The sequence below is a fragment of the Bifidobacterium sp. ESL0690 genome (assembly GCF_029392315.1).
Classification (GTDB): Bacteria; Actinomycetota; Actinomycetes; order Actinomycetales; family Bifidobacteriaceae; genus Bifidobacterium.
In genome coordinates, this window is record NZ_CP113939.1 from 1,645,583 (window position 1) to 1,665,919 (window position 20,337).

Here is a 20,337-nt window from a genome sequence, read left to right on the forward strand (position 1 = left end):
TTGTCCAGATTGCGGCCATATTGTTTTATCTGAGCACTTACGTCACATTACTATTGCATTACGCTTATATTCGAACAGGGAAAATGCATCATAGTGATGGCTCCTTCTTTTTGAACAACATAATCAGCAACAATGAGCAGGCCACGAGAGGCAGACAGAGAAGCGGCACTCCGGAAATCCCATTGCACACTTTGATGAGCCATCCGCCGACAAACGAGCCCACCAATGAGGCAATGCCTGAAAAAGTGCCGGTCCATCCGTACGCACAGCCAAGCATGGAATCTACCGCACGGATCTTCCCCGTCAACAGATCAAGCGTCGGGCTGATCAACAGTTCCGAAAGACTGAACGACAAAGCGAAAACCACAACCTGCAACGCACTGGTCGGAATCAGCAAGACACCGAATGCACACACAAAGCTAGCAAATCCCAAAAGCAGAATCGTAGTGTCCTTCACCTTACCGAGCGCATGCACCAGCAATGGATATTGCAAAAGAAGGATGAAGACCGCATTGCCCATATACACCGCATTGGAGGCGGTCTGCGTATGGAACCCCGCGTAGGAACCGATGGGCACGACCAGCGACCACTGCGCGTAGACGGTCCAGTAGATGAAAGTCAATACCAGCAGAATCGGGAAGGCGCTAGCACGGCCGAACAGCTTCCGGCTCTGCTCACGCCAGTCTTGCGCAGCCGATGAACCCTTGGATGCCTTGCGCGATTCCTCCGGCGGACTGAATCTTAGCAAGGTCATCAGCAACGCAAGAACGGCATACAGCGCAATCGATACGAATACCAAACGTCTGAACCCCAATAGCGCAAAGAGACCTGCACCAACCGCCGGCCCCACCAATGCGCCAGAGTTCACCGCCATCGACCGCAAGGTCACCATCCTACGCGATGTGGCGCGGCGCATCAGTTCCGTCTTGACCGCCAGACTGGCACTGCTGCTTCCCAGCGATGCCGCCGCGGAACATAGCAGATACACGGGCAACGTGGCGTTGGTGGCGAACACGGCCAATCCGCAGGCACGCAAGGCAAGACCGGCAACCGCGATGGGCTTTGCTCCGGTTCTCGACATGACCTGCCCGCAGACCGACGAACACAACGGGCCGACCCCGGACAGCACACCGAGGATAAGGCCGGCATCGGCGGCATCGAATCCCTGTTTCAGCAACTGGACGGTCAGCAACGGGTAGAGCATATAGGTCGTCATTCCGGTGACCACGACGACAAGCAGCAGCGAATAACCACGATCCTCACTCGTCATCGGTATCAACCCCGACCGTTCGAGCAACCGAAATCGATCTTCCCTGCGCCAGACCGGTATTGCGACCACCCGCAATTGCATTTTCTACTCGCGAGCGGTGAGTTCCAACGTCTGGGTTCTTTACCAGTACTTCCAAACGAGGATTACATGCCACAGTAGCATTAGTTATCTCGTCCAAACAGGACGTGGTTTTGATAGAAGGCAGAATTACCGACACCTTAACCATCTTCTTCAATAGTATTACGGTGCCTTTTACAGTACATACACCACCAGTTGCATGTACCAGAATGATGTCAATGACATTATCACAGACTCAATAAATATTCAATTCTGTCGATTTTGTGGTTGCCTGTCGTTATCTATTTATGATTACCCGTAGAACTTCATTTCCTGCGGTGTGGGTGCGACCATTCACGCTCGTATTTGTCGTCGTCGACGTTTCCTAAAAGGTCTAGACAATCCCGGTTCCTAAGTCACTTGATAAATATTTACGAAAGCAAAACCAATCCCTTGCCATAACATTTGCTTTCCTTTTCATGCGGTCTCTCCTGACCTGATTGGCAACGAGATGGTCACCGACGCTCCGCCTTGGGATTGGTTTCCCAACGTAAGATGTCCTTGATTACGCTCGATGATGGCTGCGGCTGTGGTGAGACCCATTCCATGATGGGCGGAATCACTTCGGCTGTGATCGCCTTGATACAGCCATTCCGTACCATGCCGCAGCGATTCCTCAGAAAACCCTGGCCCGTTATCCCTAAGGTTCAACAACAGATTCTGTTTGCCATTGACGATGACAAACGTTATGACAGAATGTTGCGGCGCATAAGAGACCGCGTTGCTTACGATGTTCATAAAGGCTCGGGTAACCTCTTGTCGGTTGATGAATACGTAAGTGGTGGAAGTAATATTCCTCGTTTCCGTATCTTCCATATCAGAACCGGCAATGCCTGTTTCTAAATCACTGTCTTCAGGAATACCATCAACTCCGTGCGCAACAATGCGAACCTTCAGATCTGCCAGAGCGATATATTGCCTGGCCTCCCCCAGAAGTTGCTTGACGAACTGCCGTACGGGCACAAGCTCGGCTTTCTCGTCTCTATCCGGTGACTGCAGGTCCCGCTCTTGATTACAAGTCTGCGTTTTGCTCGACTCCGCTTTGTTGACGGTGATGTCGAGCACTTCCTGCACATAGCCATCCACCCGCTGACTCGCTCGGATGATGGAAGCGGCATAGGACTGCTGCTCATCGTCCAATGAGGTTTCCTGAAGCAGCTCCGCATTGCCCCGAATAATCGTCAACGGCGTCTTGATGTCATGGGCCAGAGCAGATATCTGCCTTTCCTGCGTCTGACGAGCCTCACGCTGTTTGGTCAGAGACCGGTTCAATGCATCACGCATATCGCCGAAAGCACGTAGCAGGACGTTGACCTCACGCACATCGGTCTGTGCCATGACAAAATGAAGATCGCCGTTTTGAACGCATTGAGCTGCATCTTGCAAAGGCCGCAACCTTTTGGTGACGCTTCTGCCGGCACGAATCGCGACACCGACAACCAGCAACGTACATACCGCTATGCCGATGACGGAAGCCATGATATCGGGATTTGGCAAATGATCGCGCCACTGTCTGCTGACAAACTGGGGATGGGTATTATAGGCGAGCACACACCAATTGCCATCTGCAAGTCGGAATCCCCGGTAAAACAGAGTACTGGCGTCGCTTAGTCTGCCATCCACCAGAGAGACAAAGCCCTTACCGAATTCATCTTGCTGCTTGGACAACGAAATCACCTTGCGAGCGCTCGATGTCATCTGAGGACTCATGTCCCCGGCAATGGGCTCACCCTGCTTGGTCATCGTCTGCCAGTGATAGGCGGAAGGAATATCATCATCATTGACCTCACGTGCGTGTTTCAGCGTGAGCGAGTCCATGGTCGCATCAATATGATTATTCGCCCATGAGGAGGGCCAGATAACGACGAGATTGCTGAATAATATCGCGTAGACCATAGCCAACCCGGCCAATCCGACCAGGATATACAGAAAGTATCGTATGATAAGCAGACTTATCGGCTGAATAAACCGTATTGTTTTATTCTTGTCTCGCGTCCGTCCGTCGGAAACCGACATATCAGCATCCTATCCATTGATAGCCGCTGGACCTTACCGTACGAATCGGGTCAACGCCCCAGCGCTTAAACTTCGTTCTTATATTGCTGATATGCACGGCAATCACCTGTGCGCCACCATTATATGGATATGAATCCGAATGGTCGGTTTCCTCGTACAGGATCTCCTCAAGCGTCCGTCTGCTCACCACCATCGACCGATGACGAGCCAGATACTCACAGATCCGGTATTCGGCACCGGTGAGCGACACAGAGTCACCCGCGTAAGTCAATGCTTCGGTAATGAAATCAAATCGATATGGGCCAACAATCAAAGCCCGATGATGTTGGTGTTGATAGCGTCTGATGTGAGCGGCTATCTTGGCCATCAGCTCGGCTTTGCCGAAAGGCTTTCGGATATAGTCGTCCGCCCCCAAACCATATCCGTCCACCGCATCCTGCTCACTGGTCTTCGCGGTGAGGAAAAGGATCGGACAATCCACCCGATCGCGAATTTGGCCCACCAAGTCAAACCCGTTCAAATGAGGCATCATCACATCGATCAACATCACATCGAAATGTTCCAAATCCAGATTTTTGACTTTTCTCGAATCATTGATGGTCGTTGGATAATAGCCCTCCTTACTCAACATCGCGGAAAGCATGGCAGTGATGGCAGGCTCGTCATCAACCACCAATATCCGGGCATGAGCGGAATCGTCTGTACGCGCGTTCATACGCTTCGTCCTCTTCGATTTTCAAAACAATTGATCCACACCAGCAAAATCGTAGCAAGCGAAACCGTAACCACGCTGCACGCACACAGATTAGCATATAAAGCCGCGCCAAGTTGTCGCCTAATTTCCTGTCCCATGTGATATTGACCGGATATCCCATATTCAACGGCAAGACTGGCGAATCTGGTGGGCCAGGTGAAAGGCATCCACGACATGACCATGCTGGATTGTCCCGCCGTCAGTTTTCCGGCAACCAAGCCATGCGCTACCCCTCCGACGGACATGACAGCGACCAGGGTGCCCAAGGCGCCGATTCCGATGGCAAGGCTGCGCCCGCCTATCAAAGCCAGCCACAAAGCGATCAGGTAGCTGCTGAGCGAACCGAGCAAAAGACCAAAGACAGCGACCAGCCAGACTTGCAACGGCAAGTGATTGCGCCCGGCGACCAAAAGTATCAGCGCAAACAGCCCCACAGCCAGAGCAAGTGCCAGCAGACCCCACAGCACGAGCACGATTAGTTTCGCTGCCAATGCTATCCGCCGTGTTGGCAGCTGCAGAAGATTAGCCATTCCCCCGGCGTCCTGTTCGGCTTCCACCGCCAGACCGCATACCAACCCCACCATAAGGGGAAGGACTGCGCCAAGAACCTGTACGAAGGCATCCGTCCCATAACTGGTGTCCCAGGAAGCGACCGCAAAATACGCTCCGCAGAGTCCTCCTGCCGCGACACCTGCTCCTACATGAACCCAGACCAGCATGGATCGTTTCATTTTCAACGATTCCGCACGTGTCGCCCTGAACAGGCTCATCTTTCCCCGGCTCATCTCGCCTCCCTGCGGCTAAACCATCCAGCAGTCAACGCGACGAGCACGACCGTAATGAGCAGCGCCATCAATAACGCCAGCCAATTGAGCAGGCCGAACGAGTTGAGCGGATCACCGGCAGTGATAGGACTGCCGTCCGGAAGTACACCAATCAACGGAGCGATGACACGCATGATTCCACAAGGAGGAATAAGCCACCAAACAGATATTCCACCGGCCAAAACGGATCCCGCCAATTCAATGAGAAAAGGAATGGCGATACCCGCGAGATTGCCCAAAGACGTGGCCAACCATAAACTGACGGGAACCATCCAGGAAAGCATCACAGTACTACAGAAGACTGCTGCCAACCCCTGAAGAGGTTTTGGGACCTGTAGCCCAAAAGCCGAGCCAAAGACCGTAGTAAGCACCCAGACCACCAAATTGGACAGAACCAGCAACATGACCACTCGGCAGCATTTTGCCAACCAAATCCGCGCGGGATTTATCGGAAGAGCCAATATCGTGCGCAGATGCTGCTTGCGATCAAGATTAGCTGTCGTGCTGCAGATAAGGACGAGCATGATGGGACACAGCAGGAACACCCAATAATTCCATGCATAGGTCGCCAAGAGCGCTTTCGGAGTAGAAACGGCCATAAGCAAACCCAGAAACGCGAGCGGCAACGGCATGATCAAGGCGAGTTTAAGACAGGGCGAACGTCGGCTTTTGAGGTTTTCCGCTTTCAAGATTCTGGTAAATGGCAACCGGTTCGGGCTTATCGCGGCCTGCGCTTGTCTTACGTCGATGTAGTAGTTTCTTTGATATTGAGGATTGTTCATCGGCTCGTCTCCCTGCAGACATCCATAAAGAGCTTTTCAAGATTGATATTCTTATCCAATCGGTCTTCATAGGCCAGCCGACCGTCGGCAATGATACCGATACAATCAGCCACCTGAGCGATTTCCGAGAGAATATGGCTTGAAATAATGACCGTTATTCCCTGACGTGGCAACATTCGGATAAGCCTTCGCAGCTCTTCGATACCGATGGGATCCAAACCGTTGGTGGGCTCATCGAGAATCAGCAGCCCCGGATTGGCCAGCAAAGCACAGGCGATGCCAAGCCGCTGCTTCATCCCCATGGAGAACTGGCCAGACCGTTTGCCACCGGTATCTGGCAGACCAACGATCGAGAGGACTTCCGCAATGCGAGTCTCAGGCAATCCCAGTAGAAGAGTTCTCACTCGCAGGTTCTCTTGAGCAGTGAGGTTCGGATACAAGGGCGGCTCCTCGATGAGCGCTCCGATATGGTACAAATCGCGACGTGACCAAGGATGGCCATCGACGAGAATTTCCCCTCCACTCGGATGCAACATGCCAGTCATCATTTTCAACGTGGTCGATTTACCTGCGCCGTTTGGCCCCAACAGACCGTAGACTTCACCCTCGTTGACATGAAGATTTACTTCATTCACGGCCATCTGCGAACCGAACCGTTTGCTCAATCCCACGGTTTGCAACTTCAGTCGAGACATTGTTCCCTCCTTTTAGCGAAAATACCGTATTTTTATCGGGTCAATTTCAGACTAAAAGGCGAAAATAAAGAAATATTAAGATGTGCAAGGTCCAGCTATCAAGACTTTTGCTCTATCGATAGAGTTTCATGCCTTGCGGTGACGGAGTGAAACCGGCGGTACGCAGGAGTTGCGTATAGTGGTTCAAGGCCGTAAGAGGCTCACCGTTGACATCGCGGAAAGTGACGCTGCCACGTTTATTCTCACTTCTTCGACCTGATTCATACTGCGAGCGCAGGGTATCAGCCAGCTGAGTGATGGCACGTTGCAGCTCGAAATCGGTGGCCTTGAAACACCGCAGATGGTGGCTGGACGGAATGGCGTAGAGTATCGGCTTGCCTTCGATGAAGATGGCCATGGAACCGACCTTGCGCATCGGTTGAACTGGTTTTCCATGCTTACGAACCATTGAAGAATTCTTGTCCTGATTGGGGTCGTCTGGATTATCCCCATAATCTTCCGTAACATCCGTTGGTGCATTTAACGATGGCCATGCGACGGCACCACCGGCGAGACTGGCTGGGTCGGCTGCATCCAACGCCACGGCGAACGGAGCGTTTTGCGTACGCCACTGACGCAACTGGTCGATCGTGGCGCGTTCGGCGAATTGGACCGCCGACAAGCCTTTCACAAACATGCCACGAACCAACGTGCCGGTGGCTTCCATCTGTTTTAAGACCGGATAGACATCCGAAAAACTTAAGGATTCGGGGTCCATATCCATCAGAGGCGGTGCGATGATGCCGTAACGGTCAAGAAGGGTTTCGACCTGCGTGATGGCACGTTGTTCCGGCCGCACATCCTCAGATTTCGGCACCGCCGACCAGAGACCGGCCAACGTCCCTGGCAATTGCGGCCGACGTTCCACTCGTGCGCGGCCGTATAGCCGGTGACGGCTCATTGATGCTCTTGCATATGAACGACGCAAAGATTGAGAACCGCTGCCATTTTGCAGCAATGCACGAATCGGGGCGAATGATGAATTGGTGACCTGCCCTTGCCACACTAATGACCACACTGCACGTTCGAAACCAGAGTCGCCGACAGATGACATTCGTACTTCTCCGGTCAGAGGGTTCACGACCTCCTGCGGTTTGTCTCCACCTTGAAGCTGCCATTGATGTTCCAGCTGCTCCGCACGATAGGAGCCTCCAAGAGCCAGCAATGGGACGATGCCATTGTCGGCGGAACTTTCCTGATCGGCAGGAACAGTATCAGCTTGCAACCGGCTATTGTCAGTATGCTTGTCAACCGACGAATTCTGCGGAAGTTGGGGTTTTATGTTTTCATCAGCCGGTCGACCATGCAAATCTTGCTGATCATTGATACTTGTGAGCAACGGCGAATCGGCAAGATAGAACGCGATTTTGCCGGGCTTCATGGCCGATTCTGGACTAACAGTTGCGTTTTCGTCCTTGGACCCTACCCAAATCGCTTCACCGGCTGAAAGCAGCTCGTCAAGCATGGATGTGTCGAAATCAGGCACTCTGGCGGGAAATACCGACGACTCCCACATTGCAGCAGGCAAGGGCATGCCCTCCAGCTGTTCGATGACGCGCAACAGGCCATCCGTTCCAGTAAAGCGCGGCCAGGCAGCCCGAATCTCCGATGGCACATCTTCGATTGCTTCGTCATCGGCTTCCTGCTCATCACGGATCAGATGCCGTTTATCGCCGAAACCATGTGCAAAAGCACCTTCGCCGGTTTTTGTGCCAATTCCCTGCCGGACAAGTAGCCACGATTGATAGATTTCAGGATTGACGGGTTTCAAAGATTTGCGGGTCAACGTCTGTGAGCGCGAGCGAATCCGTCGGAACACCTCGCGGTGCAGATATTGCGGACTTGGCAAATCTTTGACAAACGTCCCGGTCATGAGCACGCCACGGGCCTTCAGATCGTCAAGTTCATGAACGACCGTGGCTGCGTCCAAGCCAAGTTCCCTCACAGCTTCATCAGCGGTAAACGGCCCATGGGTCTTGGCGAAACGAACCATTCTTCCGTTAATATCATCAGGGTCGAGCTCATTCCAGAACTGCCGATGACTCAGTTCGTCCTCGACCTGCTCGATGGCTTTCGGATCGAGGACGTCGGCGATATGCCCGCTGCCCAGAAGCTCCTCCAAAACTTCCGGATCCATCGCCAACAGCGAAGCGCGACGTTCGGCCTGTGGCGAGTCGTACTCGTACATCACAGAACCTACGAAACCGAAGAGCAGGTTCTGCGCGAACGGCGATGGGCTTTGCGTCTCAACATCAACGATCTCGATTTTGCCGTCATCGATACCGGTCATCAACGTCTTCAATGCCGGCAGATCATAGACATCCTGCAGGCACTCGCGGGCGGTTTCCAGAACCAGCGGGAAATTGTGCTGGGTCTTGGCCGCAGCCAAGAGCTCAGAGGCACGCAGACGTTGCTGCCATAACGGCACACGCTTGCCGGGGTTCATCCTCGGCATGTAAAGCGAACGGGCGGCACATTCGCGGAATCGAGTGGCGAAGAGCACCGAATCACCGATCTCCTCTTCCACGTCACGCAGCAGCCCGTCGGCATCGAATTGGAAGAGTTCAGCGGCACTGACATGGCTGTCCTGCTCGGGCAATCGCACCACGATACCGTCATCAGTGGCATACGTCTGGCCGTCAAAGCCATACTTGCGCTTGAGCCGGTTGGTGATGGCGAGCGCCCACGGTTCGTGAACACGACGGCCGAACGGCGAATGCAAGATGATTCTCCAGTCACCTTCCTCGTCCTGACAACGCTCGATGACAATGGTTTTGTCAGTGGGCAGCGCTCCCGTGGCGACCTTTTGTTCGGCAAGCAGACGCGCAAGATTCGCTCTGCCATTGTCGTCCAAACCGTTGTCGCGTAAGCGTTTCTCGGTGAATGCATCGAAATGCGGCTCGCCATCGTCGCTCCAATATTTGCTGTCAGTATGCTTTGAAGAACCCGACAAGTCAGCAACATCCGACGAAGTATCAGTAGAAAATGTCTCAGCGTTATCGTTATCAGATTGTGATATATCCACCACTGACGATGACGCCGGTATCAGGCCGTTGCCGATCTCACGGACGAACGCGCCCAGCAACGCGCCGAAACCGGCATCACGTCCTGGCCCCTCCCCATGCCAGAACGGCAGACGCGCGGTGCGACCCGGAGCCGGAGTAACCACCACGCGGTCGTTGGTGATTTCGTCAATCTGCCAAGTCGAGGTGCCAAGCGTGATGACATCGCCGACGCGGGACTCGTAGACCATCTCCTCATCAAGCTCCCCCACCTTCTTGCGCCCCGAACCGGCATCGACTTCAGGCAGGACGACGGTGTAGGTGCCACGGTCGGGAATGGTGCCACCGCTGGTGACGGCAAGGCGTTGAGCTCCCGGACGAGCGGAGATGATGCCTTCCTCTTTATTGAGTTGCAGTGGAGGCCGGAAAGCCGAGAATTCCTCGGAATTATAGGCACCCGTCAGCATGCCGATGACATTGTCGAACATGTCTCGCGAAAGCGTGGCAAACGGCGCGGTGCGGCGCACGGCAGCATACCAATCGTCAGTTTTCAGATCGTCCATCGCCGCTGCTGCGACAGTCTGCTGAGCCAGAATATCGAGCGGATTATGACGAACAGCCAACGGTTCGATCTCACTGCGTCTCATGCTTTCCACGGTTGCCGTGGAAGTGATGAGTTCCTGACGGGTCAACGGATAGAACAGCGCGTGCGAGACTCCGCCGACACGATGGTCGGCCCTGCCAACACGCTGAAGACCGGACGAAACAGACAGGGGCGGCGCGACCTGAATAACCATATCGACCGAACCCATATCGATGCCGAGTTCGAGGCTGCTGGTGGCGACCACGCAGCGCAGACGCCCGTGTTTCAGATCATCCTCGATGACCTTGCGTCGTTCCTTGGAGACGGAACCGTGGTGGGCCATGGCGATGGTCTCGCTTTTGGGGTGCGAGCCGACCAGCGCCGTGGAAGAACCGACGACGGAATCGTAATGTTTGCCGTCACCGTAGGAACGATTGTCGACTTCGACGCCACATTCGGTTTCGGCGTACAGGTCGTTGATACGCGCAGTGAGCCGCTCGGCCAGTCCGCGCGAATTGACGAACACCAATGTGCTGTGATGACTCAGAATCTCGTCGAGAATGCTGCGCTCGACTGCCGGCCAGATGGAATGAGAGGCTGAAGCATTCGGCGAGGAATAATCACCGTGTTTGACAGGCAAATTTAAACTATCGAGTCGGCCATCCTTATCCGAGAAATCCGAATTTGAAACTGCAATCGCCTTCGGATTCGCGGCCTGGCCTGATTCGCCAGAATCCTCGATGTCCGCTTCGATTTCGCGGTATCGGCTTGCATGCATGTCCAAATCGCCGGTTGCATCATTCTTGCGAGCCTCAGCCAGCGCTCGCATGGCGGGACTGACACCACTAATGTGATGAGCGCCCCCACCGCTATTACCAGCACTTTTGCTCAGCATCCCGGTTTTTCCACCAGCGCCGCCGACATGGAATCCGCCCTCGTCATCCGAGGCAGTTCCGAACGCACCCATATCCGCGACAGGTTCGACAATCTTCAAGTCCATATGTACCGGGTCCGTAGCGTCGATAATCGTGACCGGCTGGTCGCCACCCAAGAAGAACGCGGCTTCCTTCGGCGGATTGACCGTCGCCGAAAGACCGATACGCTGCACCTTCCGGCCGGTCAACAAATCGAGTCGTTCCAGGCTCAACGCCAGATGCGCCCCACGTTTGGTGGCCGCGAGCGCATGCACCTCGTCAACGATTACGGTCTCGACGCTTTTCAAGATGCGACGCGCCTTCGAAGTCAGGAGCAGATACAACGATTCGGGAGTGGTAATCAGGATATCCGGCGGATGCGTAGCAATGCGGCGACGCTCCTTGGCCGTGGTATCCCCCGAACGAATCGCCACATCGATGTCAGGCGGTTCCAGTCCTTCCGCAACGCATTGCGCGGCGATGCCTTCCAACGGAACCCGCAAATTGCGTTCGACGTCTGCTCCCAGCGCCTTCAACGGTGAAATATAGAGTACTTTGACACCCGACTTACCGGATTTGCCGGACTTAGTCGTTTTGGACTTAGCCGCCGGTTTATGAGAGTCATCGGTTTCAGCGAACCTGCCTGATTGCTCTCCAGCTGTGTCTGTCTTTTTGGATTCGGCTACGAACTCATCACGCTTCGATAATTGTTCGCCAATCAACCTGTCAATGGCGGAAAGGAACGCAGCCAGTGTCTTGCCGGAGCCGGTAGGCGCGACCGCCAAGACGTTCTCGCGCGCTTTGATACGTGGCCATGCCTCTTGCTGAGCATCGGTGGGCGCGGCAAACGCATGCCTGAACCACGCCGCGGTAGGCGGCGAAAACAGATCCAGACATTCGTACATATGTTCGATTATCGCAACGCCTCACGACGTTGCCCTTAAACTATCCGGAACACTCAGATATCAGGTCTTATGGCCCACCTTGCGCCGCAGCATCTCGTGCATCGCCACCATGAGCACCAGCAACACCAACAGATACCACGGATACAAGGCTATCGAAATATGCTGGGCAATGAGGCCGAAGACGGGAGGCATAATCATAGAACCCGCGTAAGCACAGGCCATCTGCACCCCGACAATCGCCTGCGAGCGTTCCACACCGAAATAGGCAGGGGTGGAATGGATAACGCACGGGTAAATCGGTGCGCAGCCCAACCCAATCATAATCAAGCCGACAACGGTGGCAGCATGCCCAGGCAACGGAATGAGCATCACGACAATGCCGATGCCAAGAACGGCCTGGCCGATGCGGATCATCGTAGGGTCATCGAATTTCATGGTCATGAACCCGCTCAGCGCACGACCTGCGGTGATGCCCAGATAGAACAGGCTCGCCAGGCTTGCAGCGGTGACCTTGCTGATGCCGTCGTGGCCGACCATGTAGCTCGAGGCCCAGAGGCCCGAGGTGGTTTCGATGGCACAATAGCAGAAGAACATCACGAGGATCTCTTTGGCACCGCGGATGGCGAGCACCCCGCGCACGCCCAACGGCTTGACGGACTTGGATTCTGTTTCAGCCTTGGCTTCGGTTTCCGCAACGGCTTCGGTTTCATCGACAGGAGCTTCGCCCTCGCTTTGGTCCGAACCGGCCGCCGCCGGAACATCCTTTCGGCCTTTCCAAAGCGGCAGCGAGAAGACGATAATCACCGTCAGCACGATCTGGATGATGGAAATGTAGCGATACCCCCACGGCCAGCCTTGACCCTTGGAAAGCGCGAATCCCATGATGTATGGGCCGACGGAAGCGCCGATACCCCACATGCAGTGCAGCCAGCTCATATGCCGGCTCGCGTAGTGGATGGCGACGTAGTTGTTGAGTGCCGCGTCCACACCGCCGGCTCCAAGACCATAAGGAATCGCAATCAAGGCAAGTACCCAGTAATTGGGTGCCACGGAGAACCCGAACAGCGCTACGGCGGTGAGTCCTACCGAGGCGGCGGTCAGCTTGCCGGTGCCGAAACGCAGCGTCATCCTGTCGGAAAGCAAGGCTGAGACGATAGTGCCAGCCGAGATGATCATCGAAATGCCGCCGACCCAGGAAAGCGGCACACCCATCTGCGGGCGCATGCTGGGCCACGCGGCGCCAAGCAACGAGTCAGGAAGCCCCAGCGAAATGAAGGCGAGGTATATGACGGCCAGCAACAGATTGGTCACGATAGCTCCTTTGGGCCATGACTACGGTTTCAGGCTTTGGCGGTTCCTCAGCCGTCCAAAGACAACGTTTTCATTCTCTCATACAGGTGGGGACGAGCCCGACACAACCAAGCGACCGTATCTCACGATATGGGACATATCCGCAACTCTGAAAACACTGCGAGACAGCTGTTTTCGTCTTGTATAAAAAACCTGCCCATACCGTCATTATTGCAGTATGGGCAAGGAACAGCGAAATCGTTATCAGACGATCAGGTGTCAATCTTGGTGCGATCGAAATCATCGGCGTTGTCGACGATGAACTGACGGCGTGGCGGCACCTCGTCGCCCATCAGCAGCGTGAAGATGCCGCTGGCATCCTCAGCCTCCTCCATCGAGATGCGGCGGAGCATGCGGGTGCGCGGGTCCATGGTGGTGTCGGCCAGCTGGTCGGCGTCCATCTCGCCCAGGCCCTTGTAGCGCTGCACGTCAGGGTTGTAGGCGATGCCTTTCTTGTCGAGCTCGGCGAGTTTGCCGGCCAGTTCGTCGTCGGAATAGGTGTAGATGAACTCGCCCTTGTGCTTTCCGGCCAAGGCGATACGGTGCAGCGGCGGCACGGCGGCGTAGACGTGGCCGTGCGAGATGAGCGGGCGCATGAAACGGTAGAACAGCGTCAACAGGAGGATGCGGATGTGCGCACCATCGACATCGGCATCGGTCATCATGATGACCTTGTCGTAACGGGTCTGGGTGACGTCGAAGTTCGCGCCGGAGCCCGCACCGATGACCTGGATGATCGCCGAGCACTCCTTGTTGGCGAGGATCTGGGTCATGCTGGCCTTTTGTACGTTCAAGATCTTGCCACGAATCGGCAGCAAAGCCTGGAAGCCGGAGTTGCGCGCGGCCTTGGCGGTGCCCAGTGCGGAATCGCCCTCGACGATGAACAGTTCGGCCACGTCGTCGTTGCCCGGCTGGCAATCGGAAAGCTTGGCCGGCATGGAGGCGGATTCGAGCGCGTTCTTGCGACGGGTGACCTCTTTGGTCTTACGCGCCTGGATGCGGGCGTGCATCTCGCCGACGATCTTTTCGAGCACTCGGCCGGACTGTTCCTTGAAACCGCGGCGCGAGCCGTTGATCATCTCGCCGAACTGCTTGTCAGTCATTCGCGAGACTATCGGGCGCACCGGAGCCGTGCCGAGCACATCCTTGGTCTGGCCTTGGAACTGCGGTTCGGCGATACGCACGGTGACCACGGCGACGAGGCCGGCGAGGATGTCGTCGCGCTCGACCTTGTTTTTCGAATCTTTGAGGTTGACCTTGAGCTTGCGCGCGTTGGCCTCGACGGCCTTGCGCACCTGTTTGGTGATGCTTTGCAGGAAACCGTCGACGTGCATGCCGCCACCGGGGGTCTCCACCACGTTGACGAAACTGCGGATGGTGGTGTCGTAGCCGTTGACCCAACGCAGGGCGATGTTGACGGAGCAGTCGCGTTTGATCTTTTCCGCATGCAGGTCGCCGTCGGCGTCCACTGCCTGCGTCTCCTCGGTATAGGTGGCGTCGCCGGCAATGCTCCAGACGGTCGAGACGGGCTCTCCGTGGGAGAGAAAATCGACGAAGTCCTTCACACCACCGGTATGGAGGAATTCCTCGACGCGCTTATGCGGATGTGCCGGTCTCCCATCGGTTTCGACACTCAGAGAAGCGTTGGCTTCTGCGGATTTATCGACGTCACTCTCGCCTTGAGACTCATCTGATGAACGATCGTCTTTTTCTGAGGTTTCAGCGTCATCATCAGCATCGCTGGCTTCGTCATCATTCTCTTCTGATAATTCCTTGCCGTCACTGGCTCCATCATTTTCGGAATCACCGAACGAAACCGCAGAATTATCGAATGGAACCTCAGAATCATCGAATGGAACCTCAGAATCATCATCGCCATCGAAAACGGAAGCCAATGTAGGCGCTTCAGAAGTCTCAGCGGCATCCACGCCGCCGGAACCGTTGCCAGCAGCCGATTCCTCCGGTTGCGGCGTATCGACCTCGAACATGTCGTCAACGGCCGCATCGCCGGTCTCGGGAATGTTCTCGTCGATGACCACGATTTTGAGTCCCGGCACCAGGAAGCTGGTCTGACGTACACGGTCAATCAGCTGCTCGTAGCTGAAGCGTGCGGTGTCGTTGAAAATCTCGGGGTCGGCCCAATAACGAATACGCGTGCCGGTGGTCTTGGGAGTGACCTTGCCGATAATCTCAAGTTCGGTCGGCTTGTTTTTACGGGTCTTCTTGAATTTGTTGTCCGGTGAACGATGTTCGGCGTCCGGATCGTCGTAGACCCCGGGATGGCCTTGATGGAACGCCATGTGGTAGGTCTTGCCATTGCGATCGACCTCGACGTCCAAACGCGAGCTCAGCGCGTTGACCACAGAGGAACCGACGCCGTGCAGGCCGCCGGAAGCACCGTAGGAGGAGTTGCCGAATTTCGCGCCAGCGTGCAGTTTGGTCAGCACGACCTCGACACCGGTAAGCTTGGTTTTCTTCTCGACGTCCACCGGGATACCACGCCCGTTATCGGCCACTTCGATGGATCCGTCCGTATGCAGGGTGACCACGATCTTGTCGCAGGCACCGGCGAGCGCCTCGTCGACTGAGTTGTCGATGATCTCCCAGAGGCAGTGCATGAGTCCTTGGCTGTCGGTGGTGCCGATGTACATGCCGGGCCGCTTGCGCACGGCGTCAAGCCCTTCCAGCACGGACAAATTCTTGGCACTGTATTCCTCAACCATTCGCTTCTATACCTACCTTACCAATGACTATCAGGCTTTTAGCCACGAGTTATTAGAATACCCAACAGCCTCGCCAACACCGTTTCACACCAATCGAAAAGATGTCGCAAAACGTTGGATTCCCTGTGATTCAGCATCCATACAATATGGAAAACCCGCCGTAACGGAACGGCGGGTATCCAAACGTGATTTCACTGGTCGAGGAAGTCGCGCAGCGTCTGCGAACGAGACGGGTGGCGCAGCTTCGACATGGTCTTGGACTCAATCTGACGGATGCGCTCACGCGTGACCCCGTAGACACGACCGATATCATCAAGCGTCTTGGGCTGGCCGTCTTCGAGGCCGTAGCGCATCTTGATGACGCCGGCTTCACGAGGAGAAAGCGTCTCGAGCACCTGCTTGAACTGCTCCTGCAAGAGGGAGAATGCGACAGCTTCGCTCGGTGCGATGGCGTCAGTGTCTTCGATCAGGTCGCCGAACTCGGAATCACCGTCCTCACCGAGCGGAGTGTGCAAGGAAATCGGCTCGCGGCCGTACTTCTGCACTTCCTGCACCTTCTCGACAGGCATATCAAGCTCGCGGGCCAACTCGTCGGGCGTGGGCTCGCGACCCAGGTCCTGCAGCATCTGGCGCTGGACGCGGGAAAGCTTATTGATGACCTCGACCATATGGACGGGCACACGAATCGTGCGGGCCTGGTCGGCCATGGCGCGGGTGATGGCCTGACGAATCCACCAGGTGGCATAGGTGGAGAACTTGAAGCCCTTCTTCCAATCGAACTTCTCGACGGCACGGATAAGGCCCAAGTTGCCTTCCTGAATCAGATCGAGGAAAAGCATGCCACGGCCGGTATAGCGCTTGGCCAGCGAAACGACCAGACGGAGGTTGGCCTCCAGAAGATGGTCCTTGGCCTTCTTGCCGTCGTTCGCCGCCCACTTAAGCTCGCGCTTGCGCTTGAAGTCCATGCCCTCGCTCTGCGTATCCAACAGATGCTGGGCGTAAAGCCCGGCCTCGATACGCTCGGAAAGATCGACTTCCTGCTCGGCGTTCAACAGGCTTACGCGGCCGATCTGCTTCAGGTAATCCTTGACGGGATCGGCGGTGGCACCGGCCGCAACCACACGGCGCTTCGGGTTGCCCGAAGGGGTCAGATTGTCATCATCGTCGTCATTATTGCTGACGACGAACGCACCCTTCGCCTTCGGCAACGCGGCAGCCGTGCGATGGGAAGCGGCATCATCCTCGTCATCGTCCTCGGGCTCAGAATTCTCGTCCTCGTCATCTTCATCGGGCAAAGCGGAGGAATCGTCCGACAGATCGTCGAAATCCTCATCCTCGTCGACTTCCTCAACGTCTTCGAGATCGGCGTCCTGAAGCTCGTCGTCGTCAGTAATATCTTCGGAATTCTCCTCGATATCAACGTTATCCGGCTTTTGCTTGGTCGCTTCCTTGTCCTTCTTTGACTTTCTTGACGACTTTGAAGTCTTTGTCGGCTTTTTCGCAGCAGTGGTTTTCTCGGTTTTCTTCGTTTTGGCCGTCGCCTTGCGCGTCGCAGTTGAAGAAGACGAACGGGTGGCCTTCGACTTGCGAGTGACTTTGGTATCCTCGCTTTGCTCAGACTCTACGGTTGTTGCCTGTTCCTTCTTGGCCAAACGTACCCTCCTCAAGTGAATGAAAATTATCCCCACGCCTACAAGACAGCGCGAATCCACCACATTACAAATTCCGTGACTATAAAAGTCAACCATCTAACAAGGACGATTATTCCCGTCGAAAGCAAATGGCTTCGTCAAAAGTAGCGAAAATGTCTTATTTGTAATTCATACCATTTTCGATTCGCACTCAGCCATGGCTAAAGACGGTCTTTTCGCGGCGCGAGAATGTCTTTTGCGGTTTACATCCGCCATGCCGGGCGCAAACCCTGATTTATCGCAGAGCAGATAATGCGGGCGAGCGTGCATTGTTCATCCAGGCACAGCGCCTCGCGCGCATAATCAAGCGCGTCATCGCTGCCCACCCACCAAGAACCATACGCCGCGACGGTCAGCGGCTGCACCTCGAAACGTCCGCAGACCAGCTGTGCCATATCCGCAAGCATGTCGATTCCACAGACGCAACGTTCAAGGTCGGGCGAGGCGTCCGCGTCGTTGAAAGCGGCGTCCAAGAGCCGATAAAGCCGGATGACATTGGCAGGGTCGTGTGGTTCGGCCGCCAAATCAAGCATCGCCTTGACCCCCACTTTTGCTTGGTTCGCCCCAACCAACGACATAATCAGGGCATCGCGAGAGGAAAGCATATCCGCCATGGCCACGCAAATCGCCAGCGCATGCTCCTCCGACATGCTGTGCACATGATTGCGCAGGTTGTCGTTCCATTCCTCGAAGGGCTCATCGAGCCAGTCGCGATTCGCCTGCGCGATGCCTTTCTCCATTTTGCACTTCTGCAAGCGACGGGCCAAGGCTTCCAATTGGGGATCTCGAGATCCTTCGGAATCTTGTGCGAAATCCCCAAGCACGTCCGCGGCATGGTGCGCTATCGCGGCGTCGATGATCTGCTCATCCACGGCATCCAGATCGACGCCCCTGCCAAATTCCTCGCGCCGATCACTGCAACCATGCCGGGCTTGATTGTCAAACTGGTCACAGCAGCGATACGGTTGATCTTGTTTCTTGCTCTTGCTCGGCCCAGATGCATTCATCGGCATGCCATACATCGCCCGTTTCCTTGACTTGGTCCCCCGCTTGTTCTTAGCAGTGGAACCGTTGCCCGTATTCGGTTTTCTGCGGCTATCCGCCGCACGATGAGACCGTGAATCCGAAGGCATTGACGCCGGTTTGCATTGCGAGGTCTTGCCGTTCGACTTCGTTGATGTTTGCTTTGCCATGGTTGCTCCTTTGTATTCTTTTTATTGGTATCCGTCTTGCCGGTAATCGCCGGAAAACGGATAAACCATCCTGTCCGATTCACTATGGCACACTTCGCTTCTTTTCCGTGCAAATTCCGGCCACTGTGGTCGGATGCTTCTTAGCGTTGGAATTCCAACGTTTTAGTGGGCTACAAGGCGATGTGAATAGTCAAGTAGGCTGATGTGGATAATCTTGGGACTTATGCAAGCAAGTGTGGATAACCGTGTCATCGACCGACGTATCGCCGAACTTTGCAAGGAATGGATGGATGGGGATAGCCACTATGATGTGTCGGCGAATCTCAAACCGACCCTGCAAGCGGTCTTCAACGAGGGCTTGACCGCCAATCGCGGCGGCAAACGGCTCCGGGCACTACTCGCCTTGGCCGCGTTCGAGTCCTATCAGGTCTCAACGGCTCCGGCAAACATCGGCAAAGACAGCAGTATTGCAATACAAAACCATAGCGACCCTGCAGCCGCAGCCGAAGTCAACGCTTCCGGCCAAAACCTTGCAACAACCCACAACGTCCCAAACGCCATACTCGACCTGGCCTGCGCCATCGAAATCTATCAGACCAGCGCTCTGGTCCACGATGACATCATCGACGATTCACCGCTGCGGCGTGGCCGGCCCAGTGCCCACGTCGCTCTGACACGGCAGGACGCACCAAGCAACCTCGGAACCGGACTGGCGCTGATGTTGGGCAATATGCTTGCCACCGCGTCGCTCGATATCGCTGCAAGAGCTCTGGAAAGCCCGGAATTGCAACATGCCAACGACAATCTGCATACGTTTGCCCAGATGCAACGGGCCGTGGAAATCGGTCAAACGCTGGATTTGGGTGCGGAAACCATCAGTCTCAAGCAACCGGACAAGCTGATTGACGCCTCACTGAACGTTTTTGCCTGGAAAACAGCGAGCTACACCACCATCGCTCCTCTCGAGCTTGGGCTGTGCGCCGCAGGCATGAGCCCGGAAACCGCCTGCCAGGCCGCCCACGACATCGGTCTGCCTTTGGGCATCGCGTTCCAGCTGGCCGACGACCTGCTCGACGTAACCGGCACCTCGCAATCCACCGGCAAGCCCGTCGGCGGCGATATCCGCGAGGGCAAGCACACCGTGCTGCTCGCCGATGCTTTGAAATCGGCGGACACCCCGGACCGAGACAGACTGATCAACTTTTACCAGCAGCCGACACGCAACGAGGCCGAAGTGGCTAATGTACTCGACCTCTTCGCTTCAACCGGAGCCATCGATATTTCGCGCAAACGCATCCATGATTTGTGGAAGCAAACCAAAAACGCCATCGACAAAACGGACATGACCTCCGCAGGCCGCGCGACCTTGACGGCTGCTTGCACGCACTTCATCCCCGACGAATTAAAGTAATACATTCATAATTCGTCCGTCTGAAACCCTTTCCGTACCTTGCGGCATGTAATATTGAGACATTCGTA

General features: G+C 55.4%; 11 protein-coding genes and 1 pseudogene. 1 reads left to right on the forward strand and 11 read right to left on the reverse strand.

Going from position 1 to position 20,337, the window contains the following annotated elements:
• Window positions 1-88: 88 nt before the first annotated feature.
• From OZX62_RS06600 to OZX62_RS06650, 11 genes and pseudogenes are all read right to left on the reverse strand, one after another.
• Complete coding sequence (locus OZX62_RS06600; protein WP_277175433.1) at window positions 89-1,270, reverse strand: MFS transporter; 1,182 nt, start codon at window positions 1,268-1,270, stop codon at window positions 89-91.
• 534 nt (window positions 1,271-1,804) lie between these two features.
• A complete protein-coding gene (locus OZX62_RS06605) occupies window positions 1,805-3,403 on the reverse strand; it encodes a HAMP domain-containing sensor histidine kinase (RefSeq protein ID WP_277175434.1) in 1,599 nt (532 codons plus the stop codon).
• 1 nt (window position 3,404) lies between these two features.
• A complete protein-coding gene (locus OZX62_RS06610; RefSeq protein ID WP_277175435.1) occupies window positions 3,405-4,118 on the reverse strand; it encodes a response regulator transcription factor in 714 nt (237 codons plus the stop codon).
• Window positions 4,115-4,942, reverse strand: a complete 828-nt coding sequence (locus OZX62_RS06615) for an ABC transporter permease (protein ID WP_277175436.1) — start codon at window positions 4,940-4,942, stop codon at window positions 4,115-4,117. The genes OZX62_RS06610 and OZX62_RS06615 overlap by 4 nt, the downstream gene beginning before the upstream one ends.
• On the reverse strand, window positions 4,939-5,763 hold the full coding sequence (locus tag OZX62_RS06620) for an ABC transporter permease (protein WP_277175437.1): 825 nt from the start codon (window positions 5,761-5,763) through the stop codon (window positions 4,939-4,941). Before OZX62_RS06620 ends, OZX62_RS06615 begins: the two co-directional genes overlap by 4 nt.
• Window positions 5,760-6,458 (reverse strand): lantibiotic protection ABC transporter ATP-binding protein, encoded by a 699-nt coding sequence (locus tag OZX62_RS06625; protein ID WP_277175438.1) that lies wholly within the window; start codon window positions 6,456-6,458, stop codon window positions 5,760-5,762. Before OZX62_RS06625 ends, OZX62_RS06620 begins: the two co-directional genes overlap by 4 nt.
• Before the next feature lie 1,750 nt (window positions 6,459-8,208).
• Window positions 8,209-11,901, reverse strand: a pseudogene (locus OZX62_RS06630) (DEAD/DEAH box helicase); the annotation flags it as partial.
• 60 nt (window positions 11,902-11,961) lie between these two features.
• Window positions 11,962-13,212, reverse strand: coding sequence for an MFS transporter (locus OZX62_RS06635; RefSeq protein ID WP_277175439.1), 1,251 nt, complete (start codon window positions 13,210-13,212; stop codon window positions 11,962-11,964).
• A 251-nt stretch (window positions 13,213-13,463) separates the two neighbouring features.
• Window positions 13,464-15,974 (reverse strand): DNA topoisomerase IV subunit B, encoded by a 2,511-nt coding sequence (locus OZX62_RS06640; RefSeq protein WP_277175440.1) that lies wholly within the window; start codon window positions 15,972-15,974, stop codon window positions 13,464-13,466.
• Window positions 15,975-16,165: 191 nt separating this feature from the next.
• Window positions 16,166-17,626, reverse strand: coding sequence for an RNA polymerase sigma factor (locus OZX62_RS06645; protein ID WP_277175441.1), 1,461 nt, complete (start codon window positions 17,624-17,626; stop codon window positions 16,166-16,168).
• 242 nt (window positions 17,627-17,868) lie between these two features.
• Window positions 17,869-18,858 (reverse strand): hypothetical protein, encoded by a 990-nt coding sequence (locus tag OZX62_RS06650; RefSeq protein WP_277175442.1) that lies wholly within the window; start codon window positions 18,856-18,858, stop codon window positions 17,869-17,871.
• 223 nt (window positions 18,859-19,081) lie between these two features.
• Here OZX62_RS06650 and OZX62_RS06655 point away from each other — a divergent pair, with 223 nt between their 5' ends.
• Window positions 19,082-20,269: a polyprenyl synthetase family protein gene (locus tag OZX62_RS06655; RefSeq protein ID WP_277175443.1), complete on the forward strand. Its 1,188-nt coding sequence runs from the start codon at window positions 19,082-19,084 to the stop codon at window positions 20,267-20,269.
• Window positions 20,270-20,337: the final 68 nt, after the last annotated feature.